This window comes from Ruegeria sp. CJ9 (assembly GCF_056536625.1).
The window spans coordinates 290936-309336 of sequence record NZ_JBQFPY010000001.1 but is presented as its reverse complement, the minus strand read 5'-3'; the positions used below and the strand labels follow the sequence as shown (position 1 = coordinate 309336).

Here is an 18401-nt window from a genome sequence, read left to right as displayed (position 1 = left end):
ATCAAAGTGCTGAGCGCATCGCCGTCAAAAGAGCATGATGCAGTGAACCGGCCGAGGATCGCGGACCGTAGAAACTGAAGCTCTCGGGTGTTCGGCACAGAACAAAACAACCGATATGATGGATCGAACAGCGTGCGGCGCTGCCTGGGTCAAGCTTGCGCAGATCAAGCTGGCACAGGAGTTCCAGAACCGCAGGAATGTGATCTCCGTTCAGGTCGAACCGGGTCCAGCCGTCCGTTTGCTCGGTGACCGAGGCGGCATCTCCCATGGCGGTTTTGACCTGTTCGGCAAGCGCTTCGTGGGTGTCAAAGGGGGCCTCAATCATCCATTGATCGGGGCCGGCCCAGAACGCGCTGATCGTTGTACCGGCCCAGCGACCAATATCAGGGGTGGGGGCATCGATCAACTTGGCCAGAGAAGTGGCGGCTTTGTCTTCCTGCCCCATCCGGGCCGCGACCGAAGCCAGCGCCACGCCGGGCACTTCGGTACATGCGACACCTCCGACGGTGTCCACGTGTGGGTCAGTCCCGCCCAGGGCGGTTATCGCAACAAGATCATGCACGTAGACGCTCTCCTTCAGGGTCGACGAAATGGGCCGAGACAAGTTCCACCTCGACAGTCAGGTCAGTCAGCGGCGAGACCAGACGCATTGTCTCGCCCAGCCGCTCGGCCCCGTTTTTCACAAGACCCAGACCGATATTGCTGTTGAGGATCGGCGAGTAGACAGCCGAGGTGACATACCCTTGATCATGGGCAGCATCGACCGGGCCATCGGCGTTCATCAGATGCCCGCCTGCGGTGACTTTATCCTCGGGTTGTACCGGCTTGATCCCGACAAGTCGCAGGACATCCGGTTCGACCAGAGCTTCGCGTTCGGACAGGACCGAGCCGATGCTGTCTTTCTTCTTTGACACCATTTTGCCCAAGCCAAGGTTCAGTGCGGTGGTGGTGCCGTTGAGTTCACTTCCTGCGGCATGGCCTTTTTCGACCCGCATCACGCCCAACGCTTCGGTGCCATAGGGGGTTACGTCGAATTCTTCACCCTCGGCCATCAGCCGCCGCATCAGCGCGTCGCCATAACGTGAGGGCACCGCGATTTCGTAGGCCAGCTCGCCTGAGAACGAGATTCGGAACAACCGCGCCCGTAGCCCACCGCAGACGGTGACGTTGCCACAGGCCATGAACGGGAAGGCGTCGTTTGAAAGATCGAACTCTGGGTCCACGATCTTTTGCAGCAGTTTGCGCGAATTGGGGCCGGCCACGGCGTACTGTGCCCAGGCTTCGGTGGTTGAAATCAACTGCACATCCATGTCCGGATACAGGCACTGGCGCGCAAATTCCATGTGGCGGTAGACACTTACAGCGTTCGCCGTGGTTGTGGTAACGACGAAGTGATCCTCGGCCATCCGCGCGGCGGTGCCGTCATCCATGACCATTCCGTCTTCGCGCAGCATCAGTCCGTACCGGGTTTTTCCTACGGCCAGCTTTGCGAAGCCATTGGCGTAGATGCGGTTCAGAAACTCGGCCGCATCGGTGCCCTGCACGTCGATCTTGCCCAGTGTCGTACAATCGCACACCCCGACCGAGGCGCGGGTTTGGCGTACCTCACGATCCACGGACTGCCGCCAATGGGTTTCACCGGGCAGGGGGAACCACTGCGCACGCAGCCAGTTGCCAACCTCGACAAACACGGCGCCGCGTTCCTTGGCCCAATAATGCGAGGGCGTCAGGCGGGTCGGGTGAAATTCCTGCCCCTTCATCCGGCCCGCGAAAGTGCCAATCGGCACGGGCGTGTAAGGCGGGCGGAATATGGTGGTTCCGACCTCGGGGATCGACTTGCCGGCCACCTCGGACATGATCGCAAGGCCGGTGATGTTCGAGGTCTTGCCCTGATCCGTTGCCATGCCCAGCGTGGTATAGCGTTTCAGGTGCTCGACTGATCGGAACCCTTCCTGATAGCTGAGCTTGACGTCCTTAACGGTTACGTCGTTCTGCTGATCCACCCAGGCGCGCTTGCATCCTTGCACATACCAGAATGGCGTTTGCGAGACAGGAGCATCCTCAGCTTCGGGCAAGTCGGGCAGGACACCTGTCATTTCCAGCGCGTTGGCCGCGCCTTCCGCACCGGATTGCAGGGCGCCATGTGTCGACATCACCCCGTTTGCAGCACCAGCAACCGACAGGCCGACGGGCAGGTTTTCTCCGGGCACAAAGGCGGCCAAAGCGTCATCCCAGATCGGGCGTCCGCGCTGGTGACATGTCATATGCACGTTCGGGTTCCAGCCGCCGGACACGCCCAGCGCCCCGCTTTCCAGAGTACGGGTTGAGCCGTCAGCCAAGGCGACCTCGACAAAGGTCAGCCCGTGGCGGCCTTTGGTATCAATAACTTGTGCGCCTTTCAGGACCTCATAATCATAGCAGGTAGGTGCGTCCTCGCGCACATCCGCGACGGCAGTGATTGTGACGCCCTTGGCATGCAGATCGGCTGCGGTGCGATGGCCGTCATCATTGTTGGTAAAGATCGCCACACGTTGCGACGCGGTGGCAGCGAACCGGTTGGCATAGGTTCGCAATGCGCTGGCCATCATGATGCCGGGCCGGTCGTTGTTTTCGAACGCGATGGGGCGCTCCGTGGCTCCGGCACAAAGCAGTGCTTTTTGAGTGTAAATACGCCATAGAATCTGACGGGGTTTGCCCACTGGTAGGGTGGCTAAATGATCCCCAGTCCGTTCCACTGCGCCATAGACGCCATGGTCAAACGCGCCGATGACTGTGGTGCGCGGCATAAGCCTGACGTTGGGCAAAGACGATAGCTCTGCAACCGCTTGAGCCGCCCAGTCCGGGGCGCTGTGGTCACCCAGCGCATAGGTCTCGCTGTTTAGACGTCCACCAAGGGTGAAATCCTCATCCGCCAGAATAACGTCTGCCCCGGCACGTCCTGCGGTCAGGGCAGCCATCAGGCCAGAGGGTCCAGCGCCGATGATCAGCAGATCGCAGTGACGGAACCCTTTGTCATATTCATCCGGGTCAGCCTCTTGCGACAGCGATCCCAAACCGGCGGCGCGGCGGATCATCGGTTCGTAGAGCTTTTCCCAGAACGCGGCAGGCCACATGAAGGTCTTGTAGTAAAACCCTGCCGACAGGAAGTTCGAGAACATATCGTTCACGGCCAGCGCGTCGAATTTCAGGCTGGGCCAGCGGTTCTGCGACTTCGCCTCAAGCCCGTCGAACATTTCAATTGTTGTGGCGCGGGTGTTGGGTTCCTTGCGGGCACCGGTGCGCAGTTCGACCATGCCGTTGGGTTCTTCGGACCCGGCGGTCAGCAGCCCGCGAGGGCGGTGGTATTTGAACGACCGCCCGATCAGCCGCACGTCATTGGCCAGCAAGGCCGAGGCCAGAGTATCGCCGGGATGCGCCGTATAGCTGCGCCCGTCAAATTTGAAGGACAAAGAGGTGTTGCGGTCGATCTGGCCGCCATTCAGCCGGTTTGTCTGCGTCATTTGGATCGCCCCCGTGCGCGGGCCACGTCACGGGCCAGTTCCACCTTTGAAATCTCATGCGTCAGCGTGTTGCGCGTTACGACCAGCCAGGATCGGTCTCCGGCCTCGTGATACCACAGTTCCTGATGCTCACCGGCCGGGTTGTCGCGGACATAGCCGTATTCATAGAACGCCTCAGCTGCGTTTTCAGACTGCCAGTCCGGGCGATCGATCAGTGAGGCATCACCCAGATATGTGAACTCCGAGGCATCGCGCGGACCCAAAAGGGGATGGTTGATAATCATTGTACAGTCCCCTCAGTGCAGATTGGGCTGGTTGCCCACGCCTTTTTCGTCGATCATCCGGCCCGTCTGGAACCGGTCGAGGCGGTAGGCGGTGGCTACCGGGTGCGGCTCGTCCTTCGCCAACAGATGCGCAAAGCAATGACCCGAGGCTGGGGTTGCCTTGAACCCGCCGTAACACCAACCGCCGTTGAAATAGAGCCCCTCGACCGGCGTACGGTCGATGATGGGCGAGCCATCCATCGACATGTCCATCACACCGCCCCACATCCGCAACAGACGGGCGCGGCCGATCATTGGCATCAAGGCCACGCCGCCTTCACAAACATCCTCGACCACGGGCAAGTTGCCGCGTTGGGCGTAGGTGTTATAGCCGTCGATATCACCGCCAAAGACCAGCCCTCCCTTATCGGATTGGCTGACATAGAAATGGCCCGCGCCAAAGGTGATGACACTGGGCAGAACCGGTTTCAGACCCTCGGAAACAAACGCCTGCAAAACGTGGCTCTCGATGGGCAATCGCATTCCGGCCATTCCCATCACGCGGCCGGAACTGCCCGCAACCGCGCAGCCTACTTTGTTCGCGCCGATGAAGCCCTTAGTCGTTTCAACGCCCAGGCATTTGCCATTCTCAATCCGCAGGCCTGTGACCTCGCAATTCTGGATGATGTCGACGCCGTGCAGGTCAGCCGATCGCGCAAACCCCCAGGCCACCGCGTCATGACGGGCAGTACCCGCGCGGCGCTGAACTAAGCCGCCCTTGATCGGAAAGCGGGCATCGTCGAAATTTAGATAGGGATGCTCTTTGCGGACCTGATCCGCATCTAGCAACTCGGCATCCGCGCCATTTAGGATCATCGCGTTGCCGCGCCTTGTATAGGCGTCTCGCTGACCGTCGGTGTGGAACAGATTGATGATCCCGCGCTGGCTCATCATGGCGTTGTAGTTCAGGTCTTGTTCAAGCCCTTCCCACAGCTTCATTGAGAACTCGTAGAACGGTTCATTCCCGTCCAGCATATAGTTCGAGCGCACAATCGTCGTGTTCCGCCCCACATTGCCGCCGCCGATCCAACCTTTTTCGACCACTGCCACATTGCGCTGACCATAGACCTTGGACAGGTAGTGCGCTGTTGCCAGCCCATGACCACCACCGCCGATGACGATGATGTCGTAATGCGCCTTGGGGTCGGGCTCACGCCAGACCGGTTTCCACCCTTTGTGGCCGGTGAGCGCCTCTTTGATGACTCGGAAGCCGGAATATCGCATGAATCGGACCTTTTTCGCCAGAATTCACTAAAATACGGCCTGTGGATATCCTCAGATGCGACATCCACTTGTTTGAATCAGACGTTAAATGCGACTTACCTCAGGCAGTGCGCCGGAAAACCATTCCAGAAATGCGTCTACCTCGGGCGAGCGGCGTTGGGCCGCCAGAAAATACCCTTCGGTTGCGGAGGCCGAGGCTTCGGTGGCACGTATGACCCGACCGGTGCGCAATGCGTGTTCCGCGACCAAAGCGTTGACCAAAGCCACCCCGTTTCCAGTGGTGGCGAGTTGTAGAGCGAGACCGTAAGAATCCACGTAGAAGGTGGGGCTTGGGATTTTGTACCCAGTTGCCTCGGACCAGGACGACCAATTGCCGGATGTGCCGACCGCCTCGATCAACGGCAGGTCCGGTAGGTCGCCGTCCAACTGGGGTGATTTAACGGCGATCAGGTCATTGGGCAACAGTTCGGTTGCGTCCCGACCCACCTGTTTCGCAGACCCGAACCGAATTTCGATATCCGCGCGAGAGGCCGAGTATTCATCCGGCCAGATCGTGCTGACAAAACGCACGGATGTGTCCGGGTTTCGCGACCGGAATTGCGGCAACGCAGGGGATATCACCCATTCCAGCACGCTGACCGACGCCGCAACGGTAAGGTGACGCGCGCGTTCCTCGGCCAGATACGGTGACGCCGCCGAGTGCAGCATCTCCAGCGCGGCTTCGACCTGTGGCAGCAGCTTGCGGCCCTCGTCGGTCAACGACAGGCCACGCGCGTGGCGGTGAAACAACACCACACCCAACCGCGTTTCCAGCGATCTGATCTGTTGGCTGACGGCGGATTGCGTCAGGCCGATCTCATCAGCGGCTGCGGTGGAACTGAGCCGTCGTGCGGCGGCTTCGAACGATCTGAACCACGTGAGCGGGGGCAGGGTTTTGGGCATTTGTAACCTACATATTAGAGTCACTAATACCTAAGACCAAAGTTCTTTCGTTTGTCAAAGCAGCCCCTGGCCGAGGATAGTTTGCCAATCAATCACAGGGGGCGTTTGTGCAGCCAAATATTCGAAAAATCGTGACCTACGACGAAGAGGTTCTGGTTGAAGGGTTTCGCAAGGCAGACCGCCCATGGCGGATGTTCGCGGTGGCGGCTGTGGTCACCAACCCGTGGGCCGGACGTTATGTCGAGGACCTGAGGCCTGAGATTCTGCGCTTTGCCCCTGTTTTAGGTGAGGAACTGACCGGACGAATGATTGCGTTGGCTGGCAGCGGCGATGCAATCGAAGCCTATGGTAAGGCCGCTGTTGTCGGGCTGGACGGAGAGGTCGAGCATGCCTCGGGCCTGATCCACACGCTGCATTTCGGTAATCATTTCCGGCAGGCGGTTGGGGCGAAATCCTACCTGTCTTTCACCAATACCCGAGGGCCAGCCAACGCACCGATCATGGTGCCGCTGATGGACAAGAACGATGCCGGTCGCCGGTCGCATTATCTGACGCTGCAATTCGCCATTCCCGACGCACCGCGCGCTGATGAGGTTGTAATTGTGCTGGGCGGGGCGACGACGGGGCGTCCGCACCACCGGATCGGGGATCGTTATCAGGACTTGAAGGATTTGGGTCATGACGTGGACAACCCGGCCTCGGTCTAAGTTCGATGATCTGGCCGCGATTGACGTGGGCGAGGGGCCTCTGGTCGTGCTGTTGCACGGCGTCGGTCTGCGGGCCGAAGCATGGGGCGGGCAGATCGAGCCTTTGGTTTCTGCTGGGTATCGCGTGGTTTGCCCGGACATGCTGGGTCACGGGGAAACGCCATTTACCGCGTCAAGTGGACTGAATAGCTTCGCCGCGCCGATTGCCGCGTTGTTGAACGAGCCTGCGGTGCTGATCGGGCATTCGATGGGTGCGCTGATTGCGACGCAAATAGCGGCCTCGGACAATCGAAATGTCAAGGGGGTTGCGGCCCTGAACGCCATCTACAAGCGCTCTGACGCGGCGCGACAAGCGGTTTTGTCGCGGGCTCATGCGCTTGATGCGCAGCAGCCGAACGACGCCTCGGTCACTCTGCGCCGGTGGTTTGCAGAGAGTGCATTAACGGAACGCGACGCCTGCGCGCGATGGCTGCAAGAGGTCGATCCACGCGCCTATAAGGCGGCCTATACGGTCTTTGCCGAAAGCGACGGCCCGACCGAAGCGCAGCTGGCAGCGGTTACATGTCCGGCCATGTTTGTGACCGGCGCGGATGAGCCGAACTCGACCCCCGTTATGTCGCTACAGATGGCCAGCCTTGCACCAAAGGGGCGGGCAGAGATCATCCCCGGTGCAGCACACATGATGCCGATGACCCATGCGGCGCAGATCAACGCCACGCTGTTGCCCTTTGTTCAGGAGTGCCTGACATGACTGCGTTGGACCCACGCGCCCTGCGCGATGCCTTTGGCAGTTTCATGACCGGCGTGACAGTGGTGACCACCCGCGATGAAAATGGCGTGCCGGTTGGGTTCACGGCAAACTCGTTTTCCTCGGTGTCTCTAGACCCGCCGTTGCTGCTGGTGTGCCCAGGCAAGTTCCTGTCCAGCTATGAAGTGTTCACCGATTGCCGTCATTTCGCCGTCAACATTCTGGCTGAAGGTCAGCAAGAGGTTTCGAACACTTTTGCAGGGTATAAAGGCGACCGGTTCGCGAAAGTTCCCCATCGTAACGGCGAGCATGACTTGCCGCTGATTGACGGAGCGGTGGCGCAGTTTTGTTGCGAAACCCATCAGGCCATTCCGGCAGGCGATCATACCATCCTGATGGGCCGTGTGCTTGAATTCTCACACGTTGCGGGCGACGGATTGGGCTATGTGGGCGGATCGTATTTCAGCCTGGGTCTTGAGGCCGAGATGGACGCCAAAGTCCCAACGGTTTGCGGTGCGATTATTACAGCTGGCGACCAAGTGCTTCTGGAACGCCATGGCGCTGCGTTTCGCCCGGTTCAAGTCTCGGGTGCCGAGACTGGTGGTCAACGGAACAGACTGGCGCAGGGGTTGTCGGAACGCGGTATCCATGCGCGGGTCGAACAGGTCTATTCGTCGTTCAATGACGCCGAGACCAAGCTGCAATATACGTTTTTCCTGGGGTCAGCAGATCAGCCCTGCGCTTCTGCGAATGCCCAGTGGGTACCGGTTGCGAACCTGCCCAACCTGACCTTCGCCACCCAAGGCATTCACCACATGATGACCCGCTTTGCACGCGAGGTTCAGACCGGGGATTTCGCCTTGTATCTGGGCGACGCCGAACGCGGCGACATTCACAGTTTTCGCTAAAGGAGCCGATTGATGGAGTTTTCGCTGTTTGCCCATATGGAACGCCTGACGCCGGATCAGCCGCATGACGTTCTGTATGACGAGTTCGTTAGTCTGGTGAAAATGGCCGATGAGGGCGGCATGCGCGCGGTTTGGACGGGCGAGCATCATGGCATGGAATTCACCATTGCGCCGAATCCGTTCCTGTCTCTGGTCGATCTGGCGCATCATACAAAGAATGTGCGCCTTGGCACGGGTACGGTGGTCGCGCCATTTTGGCATCCGATCAAGCTGGCCGGTGAGGCCGCAGCGGCAGATCAGATCACCAAGGGCCGGATCGAATTGGGCATTGCACGCGGGGCCTATTCCTTTGAATACGAGCGTCTGATGCCCGAGATGGACGCTTGGGAAGCCGGCCAAAGGATGCGAGAGTCTACGCCACTATTGCCGCAAATTTGGCGAGGGGACTGCGCGCATGATGGTGAGTTCTATACCTTCCCGGCCACGACTTCGGCCCCGAAACCGTTGCAGGATGGTGGCCCGCCTATATGGATCGCCGCTCGAGACCCGAACAGCCACGAGTTCGGCGTCCATAACGGATTTAACATTCAGGTCACGCCGCTGTGGCAGGGCATGGAGGAGATCGAAACGCTGATGGGCCGCTTCAACGATGCCTGCGACACCTATGCGGGGCCGCGTCCAAAGATCATGTTGCTGCATCACACCTATGTTGGAAAGGATGATGACGACGTGGCGCAGGGCATTCAGGATTTGCGGCGCTACTATAACTATTTCGGTGCGTGGTTCCTGAATAAACGACCAATCCAGCAGGGCTTGATCGAACCGATCACGCAGGCCGAAATGGACGCCAACCCGATGTATACCACCGAAAAGCTGGGCCGCGATCTGACCGTAGGAACCACGCAGCAGGTGATTGACCGGATCAAACGGTACGAGGATCTGGGATATGATGAGTTTTCGTTCTGGGTCGACAGCGGCATGACCAACGAACGTAAACGCGCCTCTCTGGCGCGGTTCATAGACGACGTTATGCCAGCTTTTCAGTGAGGACCACCATGGGAAATCTTCCGCATTTTCAATTGTTCATTGATGGCAAATGGTCCGAAGGGTCAAACGCACAGGTCATGACATCAGAAAACCCAGCGACGGGGCAGGGATGGGCCACGTTCGCTTGTGCCTCGGCCGCGGATGTCGATCGCGCAGTTGCGGCTGCCAAACGCGTTTTGGACGATCCGGCGTGGCGGGATATGACGCAGACTGCGCGAGGCAAGCTGTTGTACCGGCTGGCCGATCTGGTGGCCGAACATGCGACTAAGTTGGGTGAACTGGAGACGACCGATAGCGGCAAGCTGCTGGCGGAAACTTCGGCACAAACGGGTTATGTAGCGGACTACTACCGTTATTTCGCGGGTCTGGCGGATAAGGTCGAAGGAACGGTTCTGCCTATTGACAAGCCCGACATGCACGTCTTTACGACCCGCGAACCTATCGGAGTTGTTGCTGCCATCGTGCCATGGAACGCGCAGATGTTCCTGACGGCGACCAAATTGGGTCCGGCACTGGCGGCGGGGTGCTCGGTCGTTTTGAAGGCTTCAGAAATCGCGCCTGCGCCAATGCTGGAGTTTGCGCGGTTGATTGAACAGGCCGGGTTTCCACCCGGCGTCGTCTCGGTCATCACAGGTGACGCTGAAAACTGCGCCATTCCGCTGACCCGCCACCCGGATATTGACCGTATTGCCTTTACGGGTGGGCCAGAGACTGCGCGGCATGTGGTGCGCAACTCGGCCGAGAACTTTGCTGTCACCTCGTTGGAACTGGGGGGCAAATCCCCAATTCTGGTGTTTGAAGATGCCGATCTGGATGGCGCGGCCAATGGTCTGATCGCCGGGAACTTTGGCGCCTCGGGGCAGAGTTGCGTAGCAGGAACACGAGGTTTGGTGCATCGATCCATTCTGGAACCGCTGATCGAACGGATTGAGCAAAAGGCCAGCGGCATCCGGTTGGGCGACCCACTGCAGGCGGAAACGCATGTGGGGCCGCTCTGCACTGCAACACAGGTGCGACGAATCGAGGAAACGCTGGCCAAAGCGCGCGGGCAGGGCGCGACGGTCCGCTTTGGGGGCGAGATCGCGGATCGACCGGGGAATTACATGAAGCCAACACTGGTTCAGTGCGCCTCGGCTGATACAGAAACGCTGAAGGTCGAAATGTTCGGGCCAGTGATGTCTCTGTTGCCGTTTGATACCGAGGATGAAGCGATCGCGCTTGCGAACAGCACACCTTATGGGCTGGGGTCAGGCGTGTTCACGCAGAATCTCGCGCGGGCGCATCGGGTGTCGAAACGGATCAGAGCAGGGATTTGCTGGGTGAATACGTATCGTGCGATCTCACCGATTGCGCCCTTTGGCGGGTTCAACCAATCAGGCTATGGGCGCGAGGCCGGGGTTGAGGCAATATTGGATTACACCAGAACCAAAACAACCTGGATCAACACCGCGCAAGAGCCGATGGCGAACCCGTTCATTATGCGCTAAGCCTGTGCAAAAGCACGGGGAGAGCGTTGATGAAACTGGTAAACTCGAACTTCGCGGCACCAACGGATGCAGATGACCGCAAGGCCATCCAACCGGTCATTTGCTACCCGCCCGAGACGTTGACGCAACCGGACCTGACCGGGTTGGCCAAACTGCGGCAGGGCGCCAGCAAGACCGCCGAGGCCATCGCAGCGCCACGTGATGCGGCCTGTATCGACGTACCGGCAGGCGCGTTTGTTCGGGTGTTGTCGGTCGATGGGCCGCAGGTCGGCGACCTGAACATGTGGAACAAGCACGACCTGTCCGAGCGGTTCTATTCCGGCAAAACCCGCGCTTTGCACGGCACCCATCTGTCGACCGGGGATCGCATGTGGTCGAGCTTTCCCAACATGCGCCCTATGGCGACTGTCGTCGATGATACGCTGGATTGGTACGGGTTCGACGCGTTCGGCGGATCGGTCCATGACGTAATCGGCACGCGCTGCGATCCCTATACGGGGCGGTTGTTGTCCGGCGACGATTACCATTATTGCTGCCATTCCAACCTGACCCGTGCGCTGGCCAGCCATTGCAACCTGCCGCTGCACGAGGCCGAGATGCTGGTGCATGACGTCCTGAACGTGTTCATGTGTACCGGGTTCACCCGAGACACCGGGCAGTATTTCATGAAGGCAAGCCCGGTGCGCCCCGGCGACTATCTTGAGTTCTACGCCGAGATCGATTTGATCGTCGGTCTTTCGGCCTGTCCCGGAGGGGATTGTTCGTCGGAGCATTCCTCGGACGCTGCCGCCTGCTATCCGCTGGTGATGGAGGTCTATGATCCGGGCGAGGATGCGCGCGCCGCGCATGTGCAACCCGCGCGCTCGGCCTATAACCGCACACACGGAGCTGGTTAAGCGATCAGGCGGCGGCCCAGGCGGTTCAGCATTCGGCAGCACAGATCAAGCTGCTCGATCTCGACATACTCGTCCGCTTTGTGCGCTTGGGTGATCGAGCCCGGCCCGCAGACAATGGCATGTACGCCCAGTTGTTGGAACAGGCCGGCCTCGGTGGCGAAGGCGACGACGCCAGTGGCATTGGCGCCGGTCAGTTCGGCCACCAATTCGCGCGCGGCGTTTTCGTCCATGGGTTCAAGCCCTTCGACCTCGGCCACGGCTTCTTGCGTGATGCTCGCGTCGGGGTGGACGGCCTGCATTTCGGGCAACAAGCTGTGCTTGACGTAATCTGATAGGGTGCTTCTGACCAGTTCGGCGTCGCTGGATTGAACGGGGCGCATTTCCCACGCGACCTCGGCTTTGCTGGCGATGACATTATGGGCAACACCGCCCGAGATGCGCCCGACATTGACCGTGGTCCAGGGCGGTTCAAACGGGCTGCCCTTTGGCGCGCGCGATTTCAAGATATGACGCAGCTCCAGTAGTTTGCCGATATAGCGCGCCGCGTATTCAGCCGCATTGACGCCGTCATCAGGGGCCGAACTATGCCCTTCAAGCCCAACGAAACTGGTGGTGTATTCGAAGCAGCCCTTGTGCCCTTCGATCACGCGCATCTCGGTTGGTTCGCCGATGATGGCGATGTCCGGTACGATGCCGCGTTCGGATAGGTCACTGACAAGGTTCTGCGCGCCCAGACAGCCGGTTTCTTCGTCATAGGTAAAGGCGAAATGCAGCGGTTGGGTCAGTTTGCTTACGTCCAAGGTCTCGGCAAAGGCCAATGCGGCGGCGATAAACCCTTTCATGTCACAGGTGCCGCGACCGTAGAGTTTGCCGTCCCTTTCGGTCATCTCAAACGGGTTCGTTGTCCAGTCCTGATCGGCCACCGGAACCACATCCGTATGGCCTGACAGCAAAATGCCACCCGCCATTTCCGGCCCGAGCGTGGCAAAGACATTGGCCTTTTTGCCCGTTGCATCCCGCGTTTCGATACAGCGCGCGCCCAAAGCCTCAAGGCGGTCGGTCAGATAGCGGATGATCTCAAGGTTGCTGTCAGCGGATACCGTTTCAAAGGCGATCAGATCGGCAAGGATTTCCGTGGTTCTTAGCAGGGTCATGGCTTTACGAACAGTTTTCGGGGCCGGTTGCAAAAGCATTCCGCGGCTCCGGTTTCGGTGATCAGGATCGACTCTGTGATCTCAAGCCCCCAGTCGTCCATCCAAAGACCGGGCATGAAGTGGAAGGTCATGCCGGGTTCCAGAACGGTCTCATCCTCGGGGCGCAAAGAGATTGTGCGCTCGCCCCAATCCGGCGGATAGCTGAGGCCAACCGGATAGCCGCATCGCGCACCGCGTTCGATCCCGGCGCGCTCCAGCGGGGCGGCCAGGGCCAACGCGATGTCACGTGCCTGATTGCCCGCGCGGGCGGCGTCCAGCCCAGCCTCAAGCCCCTCGACCAGCGCCGCCTCGGCTCGCAACAGAAAATCGGGCGGTTGACCCAGAAAAACTGACCGGCAGAAAGGCGTGTGGTAGCGGCGGTAACAGCCAGAGAGTTCAAAGAACGTGCACTCGCCGGATTTGAAGGGCGCACCATCCCATGTCAGATGCGGTGCGGCAGCATCCTTGCCCGAAGGCAGCAAGGGCACGATGGCAGCGTAATCCCCCCAGTCTTCGCCCACACCCGAGATTGCATCGTGATAAATCTGCGCGACCAGTTCGTTCTTGCGCAATCCGGGTTCAATCCGGTCAATCACGCCGTCGGTGACATGTTCCGAGATGCGCGCGGCCTTGCGCATCAGGGTGATTTCCTCGTCTGATTTCACCGCGCGTTGCCAGTTCACCAACCCATTCGCGTCGACCAGTTCGGCCTGCGGCAGTTCGGCCATCAAGGTCAGATGCGCCTTGGCCGAATAATAGTAGTTGTCCAATTCGACACCGATCCGACCCGCTGCCAGTCCACAGTCCTGGATCAAAGCCGCAAGGTCCTGCATCGGGTGGCGGGCGGTCGATTGCACATAGTGATCCGCGTACCCGCGAATCCGATCGTCTTTCATCCAGACCGTGCGCCGGGCACCGTTGGCGTCCTGATTGCGGCCCCACCAAATCGGATCACGGTCATGCAGAACCAATACGCCCTGATGCACGTAGAATGACCAACCCTCATATCCCGTCAGCCATGTCATATTAGACGGGTCTTCAATGAACAGCGCATCCAGACCAGCTGCTGCCATGGCAGCACGCGTCTTTGCCAGCCGACGATCATACTCAGATGGGCTGAATGCCGGATTGGCATGGGCCATGGGACGCTCCTGTGGTGACCGAGTTTTGTTGACAGAACTTGACGAATCCGATCACGTCAATGGGCAACTCAGGAAAGACGCTCAATTGAAAATCACATCCAACCCTCATCGCGGCGGCCTGAAACTGATCGAGGCCGCGCCGTACCCTTCGACCAATGTCGCGCGCGCGTCAGAATTGATCGCACGCTGCCTGTCGGACAAAGAAACGCCTCTGACCGAAGTGAAGGGGTTGGCCGATGTCGCACACCTGTGGGCAAAGGATGAACGTGGTCGGATGGATCTGGGGTCGTTCAAAGCCTTGGGTGCGGCCTATGTCATCGCGCGCCATGCGGCGGATATCGCGGAAAACCCGGACGCCTCGACACTGGCGGGTCGGACCTATGTCACCGCCAGCGCAGGCAATCACGGCCTAAGCGTCGCGTCCGGTGCGAGCCGTTTCGGGGCCAATTCTGTCGTCTATATCGCAGACACCGTACCCGAAAGTTTTGCCGAACGCCTGCGCGCTCAGGGTGCTGATGTTGTGCGCGAGGGCGTGGACTATGCCGCCAGCATGGAGGCTGCAAGTAAAGCAGCGCGGGATAACGGATGGATATTGCTGTCGGACAGTTCGTGGGAGGGGTATTACGAACTGCCGCATACTCTGATGGAGGGGTACCTGCAGATGGCCGCCGAAGCTGTGCGCCAATGCCCGCAAGTGCCGACCCATATCATGTTGCAGGCCGGTGTTGGTGGTTTGGCCGGAGCGGCCGCAGCCTATATGAGGACGGCTTGGGGGCAAGAACCTCAGATCATCGTTGTCGAACCCGATGCAGCTCCGGCCTTGCAAGCCAGTATTGAGGCTGGCGCCTGCGTGTTCGCCGATGGTCCGGACAGCGTCATGGGGCGTCTCGATTGCAAGGAACCGTCTCTGATTGCCTTGAACGGATTGGCCAGGGATGCCGACAGTTTCCTGACCCTAACCGATGAGCAGGTGACTGAACATCTTCCCGCAATGGCCGATGCTGGCATCGCTACAACGGCTTCGGGCGGGGCGGGGGTTGCCGCCGTGATGAATGCAGATGCGCGGGCGGGTCTGGGCATCGAGCCAAATGCTCGTGTTCTGTGCATTATTTCAGAGATTGCCGAATGAGGGGCTTTGAAGCGTCCGAATTCCAGTCGCGGACCGAGCGTGCGCAACATCGGATGGCGCAAGTGGGGCTGTCGGCGCTGTTGCTGACCACAGAACCCGAGGTTCGCTATTTTACAGGATACCTGACCCGATTTTGGGAAAGCCCGACACGCCCGTGGTACCTGATCGTGCCCGCAACTGGCAAACCGATCGCTGTCATCCCCTCGATCGGGTCGGCATTGATGGCGACAACCTGGATCGAAGACATTCGCACCTGGAGTGCACCGGACGTGACCGACGATGGTGTTAGCCTGCTGGCCGACGCTTTGTTCGAAATCTGCCCTGCAGATGCGGTAATCGGTCTGCCGGATGGTCACGAAACCCATGTTCGCATGCCTTTGGCCGATCTTAACAGGTTGCAGGAAAGGTTGTGTTCCCGTCGTCTGGGCAGCGACGGAGGTATTCTCCGTGCGCTGCGGATGGTGAAATCCGAGGCAGAGATCGCCAAGATCGAAACCGCCTGCGCAATCGGGGGCAGGGCCTTTCAACGCGTGCCTGAGATCGCCGCTGAAGATGTTGCTTTGGACGAGGTGTTCCGCCGTTTTCAGATGCTGTGCCTTGAGGAAGGCGCGGATTGGGTGCCGTATCTGGCTGGCGGGGCCGAGCAGGGCGGGTATGCCGATGTGATTTCTCCAGCCCGTCCAACCGCATTGGTGCCGGGGGATGTTTTAATGCTGGACACGGGCTTGGTGTGGGACGGGTATTTTTGCGATTACGACCGCAATTGGTCGGTCGGGCAGGCGTCGGCGCAGGTGCGCGACGCTTATGCCACGTTGATCGAAGCATCAGATGCGGGGTTTGAAGCGGCACGCCCAGGCGCAACTGCAGCTGATCTGTTCCACGCAATGAACGCGATCTTGTCCCGAAACAGCGAAGACACCGGTGCAGGGAGGTTGGGACATGGCCTTGGCATGTCGTTGACGGAATGGCCTTCTCTGATCCCATCGGATCACACGGTATTGGAACCCGGGATGGTCCTGACATTAGAGCCAGGCATCGCCGTGGGCGATAAAATACTGGTCCACGAAGAAAATATCGTCATCACGCAAGGCGCACCGCGCTTTATCAGCCCAAGAGTCGGCCCGGAGTTGCCCCAGATATGAGCTATCTTCCCTATACGTTGGATGCGGATGATCCAGCTGCCTCACCAATGGGCCTGATCGTTTTGCAAACGGATGAGACCATTGAGCCAGAGTTCAATGCCTATTTCGCCGATCGAACCTATCCGATCTATGTCTCGCGTATTCCAAGTGGGACAGAGGTTACGACTGATACCTTGGCGCAAATGGAAAAGGCTTTGCCCGCAGCGGCGGATTTGCTGCCGAAAATTCGCCCCTACAAGGTGGTTGGATATGGATGCACATCCGCCAGTTCCGTCATCGGATCCGAACAGGTCGAGCGTATGGTGCAAGAGACCTGCAATACTGCTGTGGTCACCAACCCTTTGCGTGCCGCATCGGCCTGCGCGGCGCATTTGGGAGTCTCAAAATTCGCGCTGCTGTCGCCATATATACAAGATGTGAACGAACCATTACGTCGGGCATTCGCCGAAAATGGGGTTTCAATGGATGTTTTCGGCTCGTTCGGAGAGGCTGAAGAATCGAAAGTTGTGCGCATTTCGCGGCGCTCTGTGGTTGATGCAGCGCTCAAGCTTGGTGCTGATTCTTCGGTTGAAGCTATTTTTCTAAGCTGCACAAATCTAAGAACTTTTGATGCGATCCGTGAGATTCAGGAGCGGCTAGGAAAGCCGGTTTTGTCCAGCAATCAAAGCCTTGCGTGGCACATGCGGGAACTGAATTCGCATCATTGAAGGGGTGACCGTATCCAAAATTGTAGTGCTTCAAATATATTTTTGGTTGCGCGGCGCGCCCTGCATGTCCTTAAATGACCCCAATGGTCTTTGAGATCCGGATAAACCGGGCAACCAACAGACCGCACAGGGAGCCAAGTCGGTATATGTCCAATGACGCTGCGTTCGTCGAGTTTCAACGTGTCCAAAAGTCTTATGATGGTGAAATACTCGTTGTAAAAGATCTAAACCTCTCGTTACCAAAAGGTGAGTTTCTGACAATGTTGGGCCCGTCAGGGTCTGGCAAGACAACCTGCCTGATGATGTTGGCAGGGTTTGAAACCGCCACACATGGCGAGATCATGTTGGACGGGAAACCGATCAACAATATTCCCCCGCATAAACGTGGCATCGGGATGGTGTTCCAGAACTATGCCCTGTTTCCGCACATGACCGTGGCCGAAAACCTGTCCTTTCCTTTGGAAGTGCGGAAAATGGGCAAGGATCAGCGCGAGGAAAAGGTCAAGCGCGCGCTGGATATGGTTCAGATGGGGGCCTTTGGCAGCCGCCGTCCGGCGCAGCTTTCGGGTGGTCAGCAACAGCGTATCGCCTTGGCGCGGGCGCTGGTCTTCGAACCCGAACTGGTGCTGATGGACGAACCGCTGGGTGCGCTGGACAAACAGCTGCGTGAACATATGCAGTTTGAAATCACCCGACTGGCGCATGAGCTTGGGATCACCACGGTCTATGTGACACACGACCAGACCGAAGCGTTGACGATGTCGGACCGTGTCGCAGTGTTCGACGATGGGCGCATTCAGCAATTGGCCCCACCGGATCTTCTGTACGAAGAACCCGAAAATAGCTTCGTTGCGCAGTTTATTGGCGAAAACAATACGTTGGAAGGCGTTGTTAAATCTATCGACGGCGATTCGTGCGTGGTGGCTTTGGACGATGGGTCTGAGATTGACGCCAAACCGGTAAACGTCCACAACCCGGGAGATCGGACCAAGGTTTCCATCCGCCCCGAACGGGTCGAGTTCAACAAAGATCGTCTGCACGCCGATGCGCATACGCTGAAGGCAACGGTCAAAGAATTCATCTATATGGGTGACGTGTTCCGCTTCCGCCTGTCTGTTGCGGGGAACGACGATTTCATCATCAAAACCCGAAACGCGCCGGATGCGGTAAAACTGCAGCCAGGCCAAGAGGTTGAAATCGGCTGGCTGGCCCATGATTGCCGGGCGCTTGACGCCTGAGCAGGGAAATACCCGCGCGCTCTGCCCGGACGCGCGGGATATCAGATGATCAGGCACCCCGTGACCTG

17 protein-coding genes are annotated in these 18401 nt (G+C 58.9%); 10 read left to right on the top strand and 7 right to left on the bottom strand.

The window, feature by feature from the left end:
• Nucleotide 1 precedes the first annotated feature (1 nt).
• The 5 genes from ACR0AJ_RS01605 to ACR0AJ_RS01585 form a co-directional block, all read right to left on the bottom strand.
• Nucleotides 2-562, bottom strand: coding sequence for a sarcosine oxidase subunit gamma (locus tag ACR0AJ_RS01605; protein WP_480739909.1), 561 nt, complete (start codon nucleotides 560-562; stop codon nucleotides 2-4).
• Nucleotides 555-3500 carry a sarcosine oxidase subunit alpha family protein gene (locus ACR0AJ_RS01600; protein ID WP_480739908.1) on the bottom strand — a complete coding sequence of 982 codons (2946 nt, stop codon included), beginning with the start codon at nucleotides 3498-3500 and terminating at the stop codon, nucleotides 555-557. Before ACR0AJ_RS01600 ends, ACR0AJ_RS01605 begins: the two co-directional genes overlap by 8 nt.
• Nucleotides 3497-3784 carry a sarcosine oxidase subunit delta gene (locus ACR0AJ_RS01595; protein WP_170393802.1) on the bottom strand — a complete coding sequence of 96 codons (288 nt, stop codon included), beginning with the start codon at nucleotides 3782-3784 and terminating at the stop codon, nucleotides 3497-3499. The genes ACR0AJ_RS01600 and ACR0AJ_RS01595 overlap by 4 nt, the downstream gene beginning before the upstream one ends.
• A gap of 12 nt (nucleotides 3785-3796) precedes the next feature.
• Nucleotides 3797-5047, bottom strand: a complete 1251-nt coding sequence (locus ACR0AJ_RS01590; RefSeq protein WP_480662050.1) for a sarcosine oxidase subunit beta family protein — start codon at nucleotides 5045-5047, stop codon at nucleotides 3797-3799.
• An 84-nt stretch (nucleotides 5048-5131) separates the two neighbouring features.
• Entirely contained in the window at nucleotides 5132-5989 is an 858-nt protein-coding gene (locus ACR0AJ_RS01585) for a LysR family transcriptional regulator (RefSeq protein ID WP_480662048.1), read from the bottom strand.
• A gap of 107 nt (nucleotides 5990-6096) precedes the next feature.
• Between ACR0AJ_RS01585 and ACR0AJ_RS01580 the strand changes: the two genes are divergently transcribed.
• From ACR0AJ_RS01580 to ACR0AJ_RS01555, 6 genes are read left to right on the top strand one after another with little or no spacing between them, the layout of a single operon-like run.
• Nucleotides 6097-6696, top strand: coding sequence for an amino acid synthesis family protein (locus ACR0AJ_RS01580; RefSeq protein ID WP_170505080.1), 600 nt, complete (start codon nucleotides 6097-6099; stop codon nucleotides 6694-6696).
• Nucleotides 6668-7447: an alpha/beta fold hydrolase gene (locus tag ACR0AJ_RS01575; RefSeq protein WP_480739906.1), complete on the top strand. Its 780-nt coding sequence runs from the start codon at nucleotides 6668-6670 to the stop codon at nucleotides 7445-7447. Before ACR0AJ_RS01580 ends, ACR0AJ_RS01575 begins: the two co-directional genes overlap by 29 nt.
• Nucleotides 7444-8352 (top strand): flavin reductase family protein, encoded by a 909-nt coding sequence (locus tag ACR0AJ_RS01570; RefSeq protein ID WP_480739905.1) that lies wholly within the window; start codon nucleotides 7444-7446, stop codon nucleotides 8350-8352. Before ACR0AJ_RS01575 ends, ACR0AJ_RS01570 begins: the two co-directional genes overlap by 4 nt.
• A gap of 12 nt (nucleotides 8353-8364) precedes the next feature.
• Nucleotides 8365-9399: an LLM class flavin-dependent oxidoreductase gene (locus ACR0AJ_RS01565; protein WP_170348504.1), complete on the top strand. Its 1035-nt coding sequence runs from the start codon at nucleotides 8365-8367 to the stop codon at nucleotides 9397-9399.
• 8 nt (nucleotides 9400-9407) lie between these two features.
• Nucleotides 9408-10886 carry an aldehyde dehydrogenase gene (locus ACR0AJ_RS01560; protein WP_170548544.1) on the top strand — a complete coding sequence of 493 codons (1479 nt, stop codon included), beginning with the start codon at nucleotides 9408-9410 and terminating at the stop codon, nucleotides 10884-10886.
• Between the two features lie 29 nt (nucleotides 10887-10915).
• The gene (locus ACR0AJ_RS01555) at nucleotides 10916-11782 is read left to right on the top strand and encodes an urea carboxylase-associated family protein (RefSeq protein ID WP_480739903.1); all 867 of its coding nucleotides are present in this window, start codon (nucleotides 10916-10918) and stop codon (nucleotides 11780-11782) included.
• On the opposite strand, the gene argE is transcribed toward ACR0AJ_RS01555, so the two are convergent.
• Both argE and ACR0AJ_RS01545 read right to left on the bottom strand, forming a co-directional pair.
• Complete coding sequence (gene argE / locus ACR0AJ_RS01550; RefSeq protein ID WP_480739902.1) at nucleotides 11779-12975, bottom strand: acetylornithine deacetylase; 1197 nt, start codon at nucleotides 12973-12975, stop codon at nucleotides 11779-11781. The two genes, ACR0AJ_RS01555 and argE, sit on opposite strands and share 4 nt — an antisense overlap.
• Complete coding sequence (locus ACR0AJ_RS01545) at nucleotides 12933-14117, bottom strand: M24 family metallopeptidase (protein WP_170348507.1); 1185 nt, start codon at nucleotides 14115-14117, stop codon at nucleotides 12933-12935. Before ACR0AJ_RS01545 ends, argE begins: the two co-directional genes overlap by 43 nt.
• 85 nt (nucleotides 14118-14202) lie before the next feature.
• Between ACR0AJ_RS01545 and ACR0AJ_RS01540 the strand changes: the two genes are divergently transcribed.
• The 4 genes from ACR0AJ_RS01540 (at nucleotide 14203) to ACR0AJ_RS01525 (ending at nucleotide 18333) form a co-directional block, all read left to right on the top strand.
• Complete coding sequence (locus tag ACR0AJ_RS01540; RefSeq protein WP_480740297.1) at nucleotides 14203-15246, top strand: pyridoxal-phosphate dependent enzyme; 1044 nt, start codon at nucleotides 14203-14205, stop codon at nucleotides 15244-15246.
• On the top strand, nucleotides 15243-16388 hold the full coding sequence (locus tag ACR0AJ_RS01535) for a M24 family metallopeptidase (RefSeq protein WP_480739900.1): 1146 nt from the start codon (nucleotides 15243-15245) through the stop codon (nucleotides 16386-16388). Before ACR0AJ_RS01540 ends, ACR0AJ_RS01535 begins: the two co-directional genes overlap by 4 nt.
• Nucleotides 16385-17095 carry a maleate cis-trans isomerase family protein gene (locus tag ACR0AJ_RS01530; RefSeq protein ID WP_170513693.1) on the top strand — a complete coding sequence of 237 codons (711 nt, stop codon included), beginning with the start codon at nucleotides 16385-16387 and terminating at the stop codon, nucleotides 17093-17095. The genes ACR0AJ_RS01535 and ACR0AJ_RS01530 overlap by 4 nt, the downstream gene beginning before the upstream one ends.
• A gap of 146 nt (nucleotides 17096-17241) precedes the next feature.
• A complete protein-coding gene (locus ACR0AJ_RS01525; protein WP_170348510.1) occupies nucleotides 17242-18333 on the top strand; it encodes an ABC transporter ATP-binding protein in 1092 nt (363 codons plus the stop codon).
• Nucleotides 18334-18401 lie beyond the last annotated feature (68 nt).

What these genes read in the sequence shown, in the direction of transcription:
- ACR0AJ_RS01600 (WP_480739908.1), bottom strand. Translation starts at nt 3,500, where the DNA reads ATGACGCAGACAAACCGGCTGAATGGCGGCCAGATCGACCGCAACACC.
- ACR0AJ_RS01595 (WP_170393802.1), bottom strand. Translation starts at nt 3,784, where the DNA reads ATGATTATCAACCATCCCCTTTTGGGTCCGCGCGATGCCTCGGAGTTC.
- ACR0AJ_RS01590 (WP_480662050.1), bottom strand. Translation starts at nt 5,047, where the DNA reads ATGCGATATTCCGGCTTCCGAGTCATCAAAGAGGCGCTCACCGGCCAC.
- ACR0AJ_RS01585 (WP_480662048.1), bottom strand. Translation starts at nt 5,989, where the DNA reads ATGCCCAAAACCCTGCCCCCGCTCACGTGGTTCAGATCGTTCGAAGCC.
- ACR0AJ_RS01575 (WP_480739906.1), top strand. Translation starts at nt 6,668, where the DNA reads ATGACGTGGACAACCCGGCCTCGGTCTAAGTTCGATGATCTGGCCGCG.
- ACR0AJ_RS01570 (WP_480739905.1), top strand. Translation starts at nt 7,444, where the DNA reads ATGACTGCGTTGGACCCACGCGCCCTGCGCGATGCCTTTGGCAGTTTC.
- ACR0AJ_RS01565 (WP_170348504.1), top strand. Translation starts at nt 8,365, where the DNA reads ATGGAGTTTTCGCTGTTTGCCCATATGGAACGCCTGACGCCGGATCAG.
- ACR0AJ_RS01560 (WP_170548544.1), top strand. Translation starts at nt 9,408, where the DNA reads ATGGGAAATCTTCCGCATTTTCAATTGTTCATTGATGGCAAATGGTCC.
- ACR0AJ_RS01555 (WP_480739903.1), top strand. Translation starts at nt 10,916, where the DNA reads ATGAAACTGGTAAACTCGAACTTCGCGGCACCAACGGATGCAGATGAC.
- argE (WP_480739902.1), bottom strand. Translation starts at nt 12,975, where the DNA reads ATGCTTTTGCAACCGGCCCCGAAAACTGTTCGTAAAGCCATGACCCTG.
- ACR0AJ_RS01545 (WP_170348507.1), bottom strand. Translation starts at nt 14,117, where the DNA reads ATGGCCCATGCCAATCCGGCATTCAGCCCATCTGAGTATGATCGTCGG.
- ACR0AJ_RS01535 (WP_480739900.1), top strand. Translation starts at nt 15,243, where the DNA reads ATGAGGGGCTTTGAAGCGTCCGAATTCCAGTCGCGGACCGAGCGTGCG.
- ACR0AJ_RS01530 (WP_170513693.1), top strand. Translation starts at nt 16,385, where the DNA reads ATGAGCTATCTTCCCTATACGTTGGATGCGGATGATCCAGCTGCCTCA.
- ACR0AJ_RS01525 (WP_170348510.1), top strand. Translation starts at nt 17,242, where the DNA reads ATGTCCAATGACGCTGCGTTCGTCGAGTTTCAACGTGTCCAAAAGTCT.